General features: G+C 62.4%; 13 protein-coding genes. 3 read left to right on the plus strand and 10 right to left on the minus strand.

The genetic code is table 11. The features are described from left to right. The first annotated feature begins 8 nt into the window (after positions 1–8). From ABID19_RS15155 to ABID19_RS15165, 3 genes are read left to right on the plus strand one after another with little or no spacing between them, the layout of a single operon-like run. Complete coding sequence (locus tag ABID19_RS15155; RefSeq protein ID WP_354491709.1) at positions 9–1,409, plus strand: MmgE/PrpD family protein; 1,401 nt, start codon at positions 9–11, stop codon at positions 1,407–1,409. A gap of 37 nt (positions 1,410–1,446) precedes the next feature. Next, positions 1,447–1,833 (plus strand): carboxymuconolactone decarboxylase family protein, encoded by a 387-nt coding sequence (locus ABID19_RS15160; protein WP_354491711.1) that lies wholly within the window; start codon positions 1,447–1,449, stop codon positions 1,831–1,833. Between the two features lie 27 nt (positions 1,834–1,860). Beyond that, positions 1,861–2,598, plus strand: a complete 738-nt coding sequence (locus ABID19_RS15165; RefSeq protein ID WP_354491713.1) for an SDR family oxidoreductase — start codon at positions 1,861–1,863, stop codon at positions 2,596–2,598. Between the two features lie 83 nt (positions 2,599–2,681). On the opposite strand, the gene ABID19_RS15170 is transcribed toward ABID19_RS15165, so the two are convergent. The 10 genes from ABID19_RS15170 to ABID19_RS15215 all read right to left on the minus strand — a co-directional run bounded on the left by ABID19_RS15170 (position 2,682) and on the right by ABID19_RS15215 (position 13,925). Next, positions 2,682–4,175, minus strand: coding sequence for a sugar ABC transporter ATP-binding protein (locus tag ABID19_RS15170; RefSeq protein ID WP_097571472.1), 1,494 nt, complete (start codon positions 4,173–4,175; stop codon positions 2,682–2,684). After that, complete coding sequence (locus tag ABID19_RS15175; RefSeq protein WP_354491716.1) at positions 4,172–5,287, minus strand: SMP-30/gluconolactonase/LRE family protein; 1,116 nt, start codon at positions 5,285–5,287, stop codon at positions 4,172–4,174. The genes ABID19_RS15170 and ABID19_RS15175 overlap by 4 nt, the downstream gene beginning before the upstream one ends. Further along, the gene (locus ABID19_RS15180; protein WP_354491718.1) at positions 5,284–7,404 is read right to left on the minus strand and encodes an ABC transporter permease; all 2,121 of its coding nucleotides are present in this window, start codon (positions 7,402–7,404) and stop codon (positions 5,284–5,286) included. The genes ABID19_RS15175 and ABID19_RS15180 overlap by 4 nt, the downstream gene beginning before the upstream one ends. 28 nt (positions 7,405–7,432) lie before the next feature. After that, positions 7,433–8,437, minus strand: a complete 1,005-nt coding sequence (locus ABID19_RS15185) for a sugar ABC transporter substrate-binding protein (RefSeq protein ID WP_354491720.1) — start codon at positions 8,435–8,437, stop codon at positions 7,433–7,435. A gap of 34 nt (positions 8,438–8,471) precedes the next feature. Further along, positions 8,472–9,449: an ABC transporter permease gene (locus tag ABID19_RS15190; RefSeq protein WP_354491722.1), complete on the minus strand. Its 978-nt coding sequence runs from the start codon at positions 9,447–9,449 to the stop codon at positions 8,472–8,474. 219 nt (positions 9,450–9,668) lie between these two features. Continuing rightward, positions 9,669–10,574, minus strand: a complete 906-nt coding sequence (locus ABID19_RS15195) for a LysR family transcriptional regulator (RefSeq protein ID WP_354491724.1) — start codon at positions 10,572–10,574, stop codon at positions 9,669–9,671. Between the two features lie 83 nt (positions 10,575–10,657). Beyond that, the gene (locus tag ABID19_RS15200) at positions 10,658–11,572 is read right to left on the minus strand and encodes an SMP-30/gluconolactonase/LRE family protein (RefSeq protein WP_354491726.1); all 915 of its coding nucleotides are present in this window, start codon (positions 11,570–11,572) and stop codon (positions 10,658–10,660) included. Between the two features lie 40 nt (positions 11,573–11,612). Then, complete coding sequence (locus ABID19_RS15205; protein ID WP_435528729.1) at positions 11,613–13,112, minus strand: aldehyde dehydrogenase; 1,500 nt, start codon at positions 13,110–13,112, stop codon at positions 11,613–11,615. Next, on the minus strand, positions 13,109–13,486 hold the full coding sequence (locus ABID19_RS15210; RefSeq protein ID WP_352929777.1) for a carboxymuconolactone decarboxylase family protein: 378 nt from the start codon (positions 13,484–13,486) through the stop codon (positions 13,109–13,111). The genes ABID19_RS15205 and ABID19_RS15210 overlap by 4 nt, the downstream gene beginning before the upstream one ends. A gap of 31 nt (positions 13,487–13,517) precedes the next feature. Then, entirely contained in the window at positions 13,518–13,925 is a 408-nt protein-coding gene (locus ABID19_RS15215; RefSeq protein WP_354491728.1) for a hypothetical protein, read from the minus strand.

Genomic DNA, 13,925 nt, shown 5'->3' on the forward strand with positions numbered 1-13,925 from the left:
AGCAGCATATGACCACGCGCTCGATGGAACTGGCAGACGCCTTGGCGAACCTTGCTTCGCCGGTTTTCAGTCCTGCTGTTGTGATCAAGGCCAAGCTGTGCCTGCTCGATTTTCTCGGTTGTGCATTTGAGGCTTCGGCATTGGAGCCCAGCCGACAGGCGGTCGCCGCCGTGGCGTCAGCGCCTGGTGGCCATATGATTGGCGAAAGCGCAACCGCGACACCAGCGGATGCCGCCTTTGTCAACGCCGTGAAGGGCCATGGCCTCGTCAGGGAAGACATGCATGCCGCGTCGGTGTGCCATCACGGCGTGGTTGTCTGGCCGCTGCTTCTTGCCTTGGCGGAGACGGAAACTGTTTCCGGCATGGACCTGATTCGGTCGGCGGTGGTCGCCTATGAGGTCGGCGGACGTCTTGGAAGGATGCTGATCGACCCGGCGATGTCGTCACTTTTCCGGCCGACAGGACTGATCGCTCCCATCGGATCGGCATGCGGTGGCGCCTGGATGCTGAAGCTCGACCGAGAGCAGATGGCCGCGACGATCGCCTTGGCGGCGAACACCGCGTCTGGGTTGAACCAGTGGCCGCACAGCGGCGGCTCCGACATGTTCTTCCATCCCGGCTTTGCCGCGCGAAATGCCTGGATGGCGGTTCGGCTGGCCGAAGCCGGGGCCTTTGGCAGTCCTGACATACTTGAAGGCCGATCGGGATACTTTGCCGCGCTGGCGCGGCGGCCGATGCCTGGCCCGATCGAACTCTTTCCCGATGAAGAGGCGGATATTCTCAACGTCTATCACAAGGCGGCGCCCGCCTGCAATTTCGCCCAGACCGCCTGCCAGACTGCATTGAAGCTTGTCGAGATGATCGGCGCCGACGCCGCGCCGGTCGAGCGCATCCGCATCAGCGTGCCCGCCGCGGCGGCTGCATATCCGGGTTGCGACCGGACAGGACCATTCGACAGAGCCCTTCAGGCGAAGATGAGCATTCCATTTGGTGTGGGGGCCGTGTTTGCGCACGGCCGGCTGTCCGAGGACATCTACAGCGACCTCGCTCACGCTGAAACGATACGCTTGATTGGCGCCAGCGAACTGGTTGCTAGCCCGGATCTCACCGCGTTGTTTCCCGACCAGCAGGGCGCGGCAATCGATGTGACGCTCGGCGACGGTCGCCAGCTTTCGATGGGCCTGCCGGATGTCGTGCCCGCCACCGAGGCGGAGGTGCGCGAACGCTTCCGGTCGGCGGCAGCAGGCATCCTTGGCGTTGCCGGGGCGGAGGCTATCGAAGAATTTGTCGACAGGCTGGACACCAAGAAGGATGCCGGCCGGCTCCTGTCGCTTTGTGCGACAGCCAAAAGGCAAACGACGCGAGTGCCCCGCCAAGGGGCCGGCAAAGCTACGCGTGTGTCCAGGTAAGCTTCGTAACCGATCCCAAAACAGGAGCAAATTTCATATGTCCAAGGATGTCTTCGAGCGTGGCCTGGCGATCCGCAAGGATGTGCTGGGCAAGGAGTTCGTCGAAAAGTCGTTTGCCGCGGCAGACGACTTCAACCGCCCCATGCAGGAACTGGTGACGGAATATTGCTGGGGTGCGGTCTGGGGCCGTGAAGATCTGCCCCGTAAGACGCGTTCGATGCTGAACCTCGCCATGCTCAGTTGCCTCAACAGGCCCCATGAACTCAAGACGCATATCAAAGGCGCCTTGAGCAACGGTGTCAGCCGCGAGGAGATCCGCGAGATTTTCCTGCAGGTGGCGATCTATGCCGGTGTGCCCGCGGGGGTGGATTCGTTTCGTATCGGACGTGAAACTTTCGCCGAACTCGATGCTGCTAAGGCCTGACCGACATTTCCAGGAGGACGGCCTGACATGATGGATCGGCAAAGGATCGCCTTCGTCACCGGTGCTGCCAGCGGCATCGGGCGCGCGGTTTGCATGAGCCTCCACGGCAAGGGCTGCCGCATCGTGCTGGCGGATCGCCAGGAGGGCCATCTCACCGCCCTGGCCGGCGATCTCGGCGCCAATGTCTTCCCGCTCCCCCTTGATATCACCGACGGCGCCGCCGTCGCCAACTGCCTCGACCGGCTGCCGCCGGAATTCCGCGACATCGACATACTGGTGAACAATGCCGGTCACGACATCGGCGGGCGCACCCGCTTCGACGTCGGATCGGCCGACGACTGGTCGGCGATCATCGAGACCAATCTGATCGGCCTCATGCGCGTGACGCGGGCGATCCTGCCTGGAATGGTCGAACGCGGCCGTGGCGACATCGTCAACATGAGCTCCATCAGCGCTTTGCGCCTGGTGCCTGACCAGGCGCCCTACTCTGCCAGCAAGGCCGGCGTGCACATGCTGAGCGACATCATCCGCGGCGAATTGGCGGAGACCCCCATACGCGTGATCGAGATCTTGCCGGGGCTTACCCGCACCAACATCGTCACGTCCCGCCATCGCGGCGACGAGGAGGCGTCCCGACAATATTTCGAGAAGTTCGGCATGGCGCTCGACCCCGAGGACATCGCCCGATGCGTCTCATTCGCGCTTGACCAACCGCCCCATGTCCAGATCGCGCAGATGTTCGTCCTGCCGACGAACAGGTGGTAGAAACCGGCTAGGCCTAAGCATTAGCGTCGCCGCGTTTCGCCGCGACTTCAGTTCTGTGACCGGCCGCTCTTGCCACGACAGGCTCAGTGGACCGCCGCGTACATGATCCCGCTTTCGGTCGCCTCGGCGATGTCCATCTCCTCGACGATCCGTCCCTGCCTCGCAACGAGAATCCGGTCCGACAGCGACATGATCTCGGGCAGGTAGGACGAGATGACCACCACGGCCATGCCGCTGTCGGCAAGCTCGTTGATGAAGTTGTGGATCTCCACGATGGTGCCGACGTCGACGCCGCGCGTCGGTTCGTCGAGGATGACCAGCTTGGGCTTCTGGATCAGCGCCTTGGACAGAACCACCTTCTGCTGGTTGCCGCCGGAAAGTTCGATGACGCGGGCATCCGCGTCGATCGCCTTGACCCCCAGCCGCTTGGTCCATTCGGTGGCGAGTTCGCGTCCCTGGCGCGGCGCGACCGGCGTCAGCGGATTGTTGCCTTTGGCGAGTTGGCCAAGCTGGATGTTGCCGGCGATCGTCATGGTTTCGAAGAAGCCTTCGATCTTGCGATCCTCGGTGACATAGACGATGCCGTCGCGCACCGCCGGTCGCGGCGTGCGGTAGCGAACCGGCCTGTCTTCGAAGCGCACCGTGCCGCCATGGAAGTAATCGCGCTTCAATACGCCGGCGACGATCTTCATCGTTTCCGTGCGTCCCGCGCCGACGAGGCCGAACATTCCCGTCACCTGTCCGGCGAACACGGAGAACGATGTGTTGCGCACGGTGTTTCCCATCGACAGGTTTTCGACGCTGAGTATCTTTCTGCCCATGGGCCGCGCCACGCGCGTCTGGCCGGAATAGAGCTCGCCGGACAGGCTGCGGCCGACCATCGCCTGCACGATCCGGTCGCGATCGAACTTGCTCGTTTCGTCGGTGACGACCACTTTGGCGTCGCGCATCACCGTGATGCGGTCCGACAGCTGCAACGCCTCTTCGAGCGCATGGCTGATGAAGATGATCGCGATGCCTTCCTCTTTTAGGCGGCGGGCCAGATTGAAGAAGTGGAACTTCTCCTCGGGCGTCAGCGTCGCGGTCGGCTCGTCGAAGATGATGAGCCGTGCATTGTGATGAACGGCGCGCGCGATCTCGACCATCTGCTTCTTGCCAGCCCCGAGAAAGGAGACCTGCGCAGTGGGGTCGACGTAGAAGTTCAGCGATAGCAGGTAGCGCTGCGCCTGGATGTTCAAGCCGCGCAGCCGGTTGAACAGCTTCTCGTCGCCAAGATAGATGTTCTGCGCCACCGACATCGACGGCACCAGATTGGTCTCCTGGAAGACCATCGCTATGCCGCGGTTCAGCGCGTCGGACGGCGAATTGAGGGTGACGGGCTGGCCGTCGAGCAGCATTTCGCCGGAGCTCGGCTGGTAGACGCCGGCGAGCACTTTCATGAGCGTCGACTTTCCCGCGCCGTTCTCGCCGAGAATGGCGTGTATCTCGCCGGGACGGATCTCGAAATCCACGTTCGAGATCGCCAGAACACCGCGGAAGTCCTTGGAGACACCGCGCAATTGAATGAGCGGTGTCATTTCGCGGCGTGCCTCGCCAGTTCGTCGATCGCCACGATCTTTCCCGATCCCTTTGCACCGATCAGAAGCCGGCCATCGGCTTCGCACATTGACGTCACGCCGTGCACATCGCCATCGGCACGGCTTTGATAGTTTCGCAGCATGGACATGGTCTCGTCGCAGCGCACGACGAGGCCCGCCGACCAGGTCGGCGACCACGGCTTCAGCATGTTGAGCTTCTTGCGTGCGCCGCCCTGTATGGGCTCGAGGAAACTCCGTCCGGTGGCGAGAGAGGGAGCGATCCAATATTCGGGATCGATCGTCTCGATCATGCGACTGCGGTACTCGTCCTCCTTCAGGACGAACTCGACAAGCGGGTTGCGCGGCGCAAACATCGCCAGCCAGAAGCCGCCTTCCGCTGTCGGCGCGATGCGCCCGGGATAGGCGGGGAGCGAACCGAGGGCGATCTGTTGGCGCGAGCCGTCGAGGCCCATCGAAAGGACACGGTGCCGCCAGGCCTCAGAGACGAAGACGCGGTCCTTCGACACGATTATCCCCGACGGAAATGCCACCCCCGACGCGATTGAAACGGCGCTGCCTGCAGCAAGGTCGACGCGCCAGACCGAGCCCGCTTCCGTCTTCGTCATCAGATCGTGTTTCCACCGGTGCGCGGGATTGCTGGCCGATCCTACGGCGACGAACAAGGTGGACGGGTCGGCGAAAGCCATCGCCGTGATGCATTCCAGATTGAGCCCTTCAGGCCTGATCAATTCCGCGGATGCGCGGCCTGGCCTCTCGATGTGAATACCCTCGCCCTCGACCGCGACAGCCAGCAGGTCTCCGGCCGCCGCCATGCTGGTCACGGGTTTGCCGGCGTTACGCGTTCCGGTGATCGAAAGCGCCTGCCCGTTCTTGCCAGCCGCCGTCGCCAGCGTATGAATCTCATGACCGACCGAGCAGACGATCTGTTGCCCACGCAGCACCAGATTGTCGACATCGGCGAGATCGAGCAGCAGCGGCGCTGCGTCGAGCTTCGCGTTCGGCCGCAGCGGGCCGTCCATCGGCGGCACCGTGCTGCCTGTGAGATCGAAGCCGCGGAAGTTCGCCCAGGCGCGCTTGACGGCGCCGATCATGGGCGCGGCCCCCAATAGGCATCCTGCCCGCACCAGTCGGGGTCCGCGTCCGGCAGTCTGTAGCGGCCTATGCGGTTGTTCGAAACGCCGCCGAGATAGAGCCATCCCCGGTGCTCGCGCATCGAGGTGATCATGGGGTGGTTGCGGCCGCCGAGATCCCAGAGATTGTCGAGGATTTCGCCCTTCTCGTTGAATTTCACCACGCAGCCGGTGTTGATGTTTGGATAGAGCCACTGATCCGGAGCGACACGGCGGGCCATGCGCTTGCGGAAGCCGGGCATGCGCATCGCAAGATCGAGCGCCGGCCCGCGCATGCCGAGCAGCGCCAGCCAGTAATTGCCGTCCGAGGCCCGGTTGATGTTATCGGGATAGCCGGGCAGGCTGGAGATGACACGTTCGGTCGTGCCCTTCTTGGGTCCGTCAAACCAGTATCTGCTGATGGAACAGGTCCAGCTCTCCGCGAACATGAAGGACTGTCCGTCGGGACACATCGTGACACCGTTGGCGAAGACCAGCTTCGGGATCTCGGTGTGCGTCTTGCCGGTGCGCGGATCGTAGCAGATCATGCGTCCGCTCGCCCGGCTTTCCAGCGCATCGGTCGCCCAGTCCTCCTGTTCGTAGCGGATCGTCGCCTCGCTGAAATAGACGCGGCCATCGGGTGCGACGTCGACGTCATCGGCAAGTCGAAGCCTGGAATCGTCGACGACCGAGGTCCAGCTTCTGTTCGTCTCATCGGTGAGCTTGGTGACGGTCTTGTCAGGCGCAACCTGGAATAGACCCATGCCGCCGATGCAGACCAGCAGGTTGCCGGTGCGGTCAAACGCCATGCCGAGCGGATGGCCGCCAATATGCGCGAACACTTCGGAGCGTTTGTGGTCGGGACCGAAGAAACGGACGATGTCGCCGTGCCTTGTGCCGCAATAGAGATTGTCGTCGCGGTCGAGGATGACGTCCTCGGGTCCTTCGATCTCGCCGAGCCCGATGATCTCGACGGAGCGCAAGCGGTCGTTCAGCACATAGGGCGAGCCGGGTGCGTCGACCTTCGGCGCCGGCGGCAGGGAAAGGTAGGCAGGCGAGACATAGACCTTGGCGAGAATGCGGTGGCGGTGCTTCTGCCAGCGCATGTCGACGAAGACGGCGAACAGCAGGATCGCGCCGAGGATGGTCGAGGTGATCGGGCCGCTGATGCCGAGATTGATCAGGCCGTTGGTGAGCATCAGCACCAGCAGGCTGCCGATGATCGCCTTCGCCACCGAACCCCGGCCGCCGCCGATCGCCGTTCCGCCGAGCACGGCCGCGGTAAGCGCCTGCACTTCGAGCCCGACGCCGGTGTCGGACCCTGTGCTGCCCAGCCGGGCGGCGAACAGGAAGCCGGCCAGCGCGCACATCGTGCTGGAGGCGACATAGGTGAGGAACACCATGAAGCGCACGTCGATACCGGCGTTGAAAGCCGAACGCCTGGCCCCGCCCACGGCGGTGAGCCGCCAGCCGGGACGCATGCGCGACAGCACAAGGTGCCAGGCAAGAGCGATCACCAGCGTGACCACCAGCGAGGTCGGAACGCCGAGCACCGTGCCTTCGCCGATGAACAGCCAGAGGTCGGACATGGAGAAGCCCACCATCATCGAGGTGGACATCTTCACGAAGACGATCTCGTAGATCGAGCGGAAGATGATCAGGCTGACCAGCGTGGTCAGGAAGGCGCGCAGGCGCAGATAGCCGACCAGGACGCCGTTGATGGCGCCGCACCCCATGCCCATGACCAGTATGCCGGCCAGGACGACCGGAACCGGCAGTTCGTAGACGTTCACGCCGATCAGCGAGAACAGCACCGCGAGCGAGAAGACGGAAGCGACCGAAAGGTCGATGCCGCCTGAAATCATCACCACCGTCAGGGCAAGCACCACGAGCCCGAATTCCGCGAACTGCCGGGCGAGGTCGGAAAGGCTCGACAGGGACAGAAAGTCCGGAATGATCGAGCCCAGCACCACGATCGTGAGCAGGAGGGCGGAAAACGGGATCGCATTGTCGATCCAACGCTTCGACAGAAGCTCCCCGATCAGATGATCGGGGAGATAACGCGAACGCAGATACGCGAAGGTGTCGCTGCTGGCCATGATGATCTCAGGTACTCGTCCGGTCGATCTATTTCAGCTGGTCCAGCTGCCAGCAGGTGCGCGGACCGATATTGTCCTTCGTCAGCAGCGTCAGCGGCGTGTAGTAGGAGGTCTTGCTCTCGCCGGCCTTGGCCGGCGCCAGCAGCGTCTGCACAATCTGCTGGTTGATCGCATTGCCCTGGAGCGGGACATCGTAGCTGATGATCAGGTCGAGCAACCCCTTCTCGATGTTGTCGCAACCGATCTTGTTGCCGCCGCCGGAGGTGACGACATAGATGTCGTCGGCCTTGCCGGCCGCCTGGATCGCCGCGCCTGCGCCAACGTCCTGGTTGTCCCAGTTGCCGACCACGCCGCAGAGGTCGGGGTGCTGCTGCAACACCGTCTCCATGATCGCGCGCGCCTTAGCGGGGTCGTATTGAGCGGCCTGCTCCGAAACGACCTTGATCGACGGATCCTTGGCGAAGGTCTGCTTGTAGGCATAAAGCTCGTAGAGGTCCGAAGCTGCCGTAGGCTGGCCGCGAATGATGGCGATCTTGCCGGACTTGCCGGAGCCCGCGCCGCATTGCTTCACCAGCGCCTCGGCCTCGATGTAGCCGACGCGCGACCAGTCGGCGCCGACATAGGCGTCGGTCGGGACGACGGATTCGAGATTGAGCTGCACCACCTTGATGCCGGCATCCATGGCCCGCTTCAGCAACCGTGCGTAGGACTGCACATCGGGATTGTGCGCGATGATGAGATCGGGCTTTTCGGCGATCAGCGCGGTCAAGGCGCGTGTGCCCGCATCCGTGCTCCAGTTCGGATCACGGATTTCGAGCGTATAGCCGAGATCGGCCGCCTGCTTGCGCATGATTGCGGCCCATCCCTCCGTCAGGTCGAAACCCATCGCCAGAGGGATGAAAACGACGCGTTTTCCCTTCAGGCCGTCATAGAATGGATTGCGCGACGGGTTATCGAGGCCGTCATCGGCATGTGCGGCGCCCGCCAGCCCGAGGGCCATCAGGCCTGCCGCCAGAATGTTGCGAATCTTCATGGTTTCCTCCCGTTGATCACAAACAAAATGTGGTTCAGATATCCCCTTGGCTCTGCTGCGAGGTCTGCTCGTCCCTGGGGTTGATGAAACTGTCCACCATGATCGCCAGCAGAAGGATCAGGCTCTTGATCAGGTTTTGCGTGGTGTAGGTGATGTCGAGGATGGTCATGCCGTTGAGCAGCACGCCGACAAGCAGCGTTCCAACCAGTACATTGCGCACACCGCCGCGACCGCCGCTCAGGCTTATGCCGCCGAGCACCACGACGAGCAGGACATCGTAGATCATGGTCGAGTTGTAGAGGCGTGTGCTCATGCCGGACACGGCCGCCGCCATGACGACACCGGCGAGGAAGGCGATCAGCGAACTCACCACGTACTGCGAAACGATCAGCGGCCGCAGCGGCAAACCGGTGATGCGGGCCGCCAGCGGATTGTCGCCTGCCGCATAGACAAACCGGCCGAAGCGGGTGCGTAGCAAAAGCAGCGCAATCAGCGCCGCGAGCACGGCAAAGGCGATGATCGGCATCGGTAGGCCGAACAACAAACCACGGCCAAGAAAGTCGAACCAGGCGACGCCGACCGGTGTGTTCTGCACGTCTATCTGAAACAGGAAGGCGCGCCCGGAGCCATAGGCGACAAGGCCCATGGCGAGCGTCGTGAAGATCGCCGGGATGTCGGCGTAGGCGACCAGAATTCCGCTTACCAAACCGATGGCGAGGGCGAGCAGGACGCCATACACGAGCGCGGTGTCGAACGGCGTGCCGGTCTGTGCCATGGACAAAACCCACGACAGCGAGACCACCATCGTGGCCACCATTGCGAGGTCTATTCCGCGGCCGATCACGACCAGCCCCATGCCGAGGCCGAGAATGCCGAGGATCGATACGCTGCGCACCAGCGCGATCAGGTTACCGGCGGTCAGAAAATTGTTGAGCGTGACCGCAAATACCGCGAACATCGCAACGGCCAGCGCGAACACCACGCCCTCTTGCGACAATCGCGCCTTCCCCATTCTCCGACCTCCCAGACCGGCCGATGTCGTTCCACGGATGCGGACCTGCGCGCGATCGGCATCGAGCTGGAACGAACATCCCTTTTTTGGAGAACCCGAGACAGACCCGTCGGTGGAATATCAGTTATGCTGGCTACCGGTTCTATCGCGGAGAACGGTTGAGCGTTGGCAAATGCGGCGGTCGCAAGAGCGCGTCTGGCATTGGGCGAGCGCAGCTGCTTAGGCTGGAGTCGGCGGTTTCCAGATGTGGGTGGATATAATGTCCCGCAGCTCCGTGCGCACTGTCCGAAACAGAGGGCGAAAGGTCGACGACATCGGTCGCTGCGAGGAGGTTGCAAGAATCAACTTGCGGGTAATCGGCGGATCGAACGGCCAGACTTCGATGCGTCCGGCTTCGACCAGCAGATGGACCGAGGCGTAGGGTAAGACGGTGTAGCCCGCGCCCTCCTCCACCAAAAGCAGTGTCGAGGGCATCGCTTCTAGCTCCATCTCGACGCGCGGATACACTCCGTGCTCGGCCAGGATGTTGTCGAGCAGACGCCTCAGCCCGTGCGGGCGGCTCGGCAGGATCATCGGCAGTTCGGCAAAGACGTTGAGGCCGACCGGTCCCGGCGGCAGCACGCGCTCGCGCAAGGCCGGTCCGATCAGGAAGAGTTCGTCGTCGGCAAGCGGCTCGGTGAGAACAGAGGGATGGTTTGGCGAGTTGTAGAGCACGGCGGCGTCGATACGGCCGGCGATCAGCCATTCCAGTATGTGGCCGCTGAAGCCTTCAATCACCTGCAGCACGACATTCGGGAATTCATTCTTGATCTTCTTGACCAGAGGCACCGTCAGCACCGTGCCGACCGACGGCGGCACCCCCAGCACCAACCGGCCCTTCGGCGAGGTCTTGAGATTAGACACTGCATTCTGCGCAAGCCGCATCCGCTCAACGATCTCGTCGGCATGCGCCTTCAAAAGCACGCCGGCCTCTGTCAGCACCACCCCGCGACCGTTCCGATAGAAGAGCTCAACACCGAGTTCCTCCTCCAACCCGCGGATATGACGGGTGACCATCGGCTGCGTCACATTCAGGTCAAGTGCGGCCTTCGAGAAGCTTCCCGCTGAGCCAACGGCGATGAACACCTGTAACTGCTTCGTGTCCAACTCTCACCCATCTGACCATCCGCTGCGGCAGAACTTTCAGGTTGAATTTCCGTAGTAACTTCTCACTTCCCGAATGGATACTTCAGACCCCGGACATTCAGGAAAACTGCATAGACCGACGTGGTCGCCGTAATGAACAACCTGTTGTTGCGCGGCCCACCGAAGGTTAGATTTGCCACCATTTCAGGCACTTGGATCTTTCCGATCAGTTCGCCATCCGGTGTATGGCAGTGGACGCCGTCCCAGGCACTGATCCAGAGATTGCCCGTGGCATCAATGCGGAAACCGTCCGGAATGCCAGGTGAAATCTCTGCGAACACACGGGAATTTATCAGTTTCTCGCCCTCGACGTCAAACAACCTGACGTGGTGGGGCGCGTTGCAGTCGGTGAGAAAACCGGAGTCTGAGACATAGAGCTGTCTTTCGTCAGCCGAGAAAGCAAGCCCGTTCGGCATGGAGAAATCATCGGCAACGACGGTGACCTTTCCCGATAGCGGCTCGATCCGATAGACGCGACAGCCCGGCTGTTCCTGAAGGCTCCTGCGACCCACATAGTCGGAGATGATTCCGTAGTTCGGATCGGTGAACCAGATGCTGCCGTCCGACTTCACCACCACGTCGTTCGGCGAGTTCAGCCGCTTGCCGTCGAACGCATCGGCCAGCACCGTGACCGAGCCATCCCATTCGGTGCGCACCACCCGGCGCTCGCCCTGCATGCAGGTGACGAGCCGCCCTTCCCGGTCGCGCGTATTGCCGTTCGGGTTGGCGATGTTGCCACGAAAGAGTGACACCGCGCCGGTCTCTTCATCCCAGCGCAGGATGCGGTCATTGGGAATGTCGCTCCACACCAGCGACCGGTGGTCGGCAAAATAGACCGGCCCCTCCGCCCAGCGATTCCCCGTATGGATGGTTTCGAGGAAAGCGACAGGATCGATCAGCTCGCCGAACCTCGCATCGATGATCTCATAGCACGACATCGACGGCCCTCATGGCTGCTTCCTCGAAGGTCCTGTCCGGTCAGCGCTGGACGAACGGCGCGGGAATGGAATTCCCGCTATCGATCCAGACGCTTTTTTCCTGGAGATATTCGTAGATGGCGGTCTGGCCGTTCTCCCGGCCGAAGCCCGACTGCTTGTAGCCGCCGAAGGGCGAGAGATAGCTGGTCGCACGATACATGTTGACCCAGATGCTGCCGGCTTCGAGCCGTTCGGGCAGGCGGATCGCGCGGCCGAGATCCTGCGTCCACAGACCGGCCGCAAGGCCGTAAATACTGTCATTGGCGATCGCCACCGCCTCGTCCTCATCCTCGAACGGAATGATCGAGAGCACCGGTCCGAAAACCTCCTCCTGGGCGATGCGCATGGACTGCTTGACGTTGCCGAAGATCGTCGGCTCGACGAACCAGCCGTCGGCGATCGACTTGTCTTCCGGAACTTTGCCGCCCAGCAATTGCGTCGCACCCTCGCCATTGGCGATGCCGATATAGTCGAGCACCTTCTCGCGCTGCGGCAGCGTCGTGATCGGACCGACCTGGGTCTCGGGATCGAGCGGATCTCCAATTTTCGCGGTCCGTGCGAACTCGACCAGTTTTTCCGTCACCTGGTCGTAGACGGAGCGCTGCACGAGCGCGCGCGAGCCGGCGATGCAGGTCTGGCCGGTCGCCGCGAAGATGCCGGAAACGAGGCCGGGAATGGCCGCCTCCATCTTGGCGTCGGCAAAAACGATGTTGGCGGACTTGCCGCCGAGTTCGAGCGTCACCTTCTTCAGTCCGCCCGCGGCCGATTGATAGACGCGGCGGCCAGTCGCGTCGCCGCCGGTGAAGGCCACCTTCGCAACGTCGGGATGCGTCACCAGCCGATCGCCGATCTCGTTGCCAAAGCCGGTGATGATGTTGACGACGCCCTTCGGGAAACCGGCCTTCTCGAACAGCTTGCCGAAGAACAGCGCCGAGACGGAGGAGAATTCCGATGGCTTCCAGACGATGGTGTTGCCGGCGGCAAGTGCCGGCGCCAGCTTCCAGGTCGCCAGCATCAGCGGCGAATTCCAGGGTGTGATCGCCGCCACCACCCCGAGCGGCTCCTGGCGCGTGTAGTTGAACACGCCAGGCTTGTCGATCGGGATGACCCGGCCTTCGATCTTGTCGGCGAGACCGCCGAAGAAGCGGAACCATTGCGGGATGTATTTGCACTGCATCCGCATTTCATTGATCAGCTTGCCATTGTCGCGGGTTTCGAGAATGGCCAGGTTTTCGGCTTCCTCTGCGACCAGGTCGGCAAAACGCGTCATGATCTGCCCGCGCGCGCTCGCGCTCATTGTTCGCCATTCACCGCGGAAGGCGTCGATGGCGGCTTGAACGGCCGCGTCGACATCGGCAATCCCGGCGCGCGGAACCAGCGCCCAGGCCTTGCCGGTGAAGGGATCGAAGGATTCGAACCGATCACCCGATGCCGAAGCGACCGAGCGACCGCCTACCAGCATTGAAAGTTTTTCCGCGGCGAGCGGCGGACGCGCAATCATGCCTGGGCTTCCTGCATGGCCTCGCGGGCGAGCCGGAAGGCGTCGACCCCTGCCGGCACGCCGGCATAGATCGCCACCTGCAGCAGCACCTCTCGAATTTCGTCCTTGGTGACGCCGTTGCGAAGCGCGCCCTTTACATGCATCTTCAGCTCGTGCGGACGGTTGAGCGTAGCGAGCATGGCAAGGTTCAGCATGCTGCGCGTCTTCTTGTCGAGCGTATCGCGGCCCCATACGGCGCCCCAGCAATATTCCGTCACCAGTTCCTGCATCGGGCGATTGAAATCGTCGGCGCTGGCAAAGGATTTCTCGACGAACTCCGCGCCCAGAACCGATTTGCGGATCTCAAAACCCTTATCGAATACGTCCTTGCCCATTTGGGTAGTCCTTTCCTGTTTGCTTGGGAGGTCAGAGGCCGGGGGTCGGCCGATATTTGCGGCCGCGCGCGATCACATGCCCGAGCGAACCATTGGTCAGGTAGATCTGCGTTGCCTTGGAATCGTACTGGACATTTTCCTGTCCGGGATAACCGATCAGCTCGCGCACGCGCGGGTTCATGTAGTAGGTGGCGATGGCAATCGTGGTGATCGCGGAGAAGGCCTCGCCGTCTTGCCTGTTGATTGTTTCCAGATGTGCCTCCGCGCCAGTAGACGGATCGGTGGCGATGGCGCGGGCAAAACCCTCCTTGAGATCGATGCGGAAATCGAGGGATTTCTCGACATCGGCATAGCTGCAGACATCGCTGAACTTCGGCATCTTGCCATGCGCCGGAATCAGGAAATCGGCGAGCGCGAAGAAGGCGTTCTCTTTCGACAT

It is taken from the genome of Mesorhizobium robiniae, assembly GCF_040545535.1.
GTDB classification, from domain to species: Bacteria; Pseudomonadota; Alphaproteobacteria; order Rhizobiales; family Rhizobiaceae; genus Mesorhizobium; species Mesorhizobium robiniae.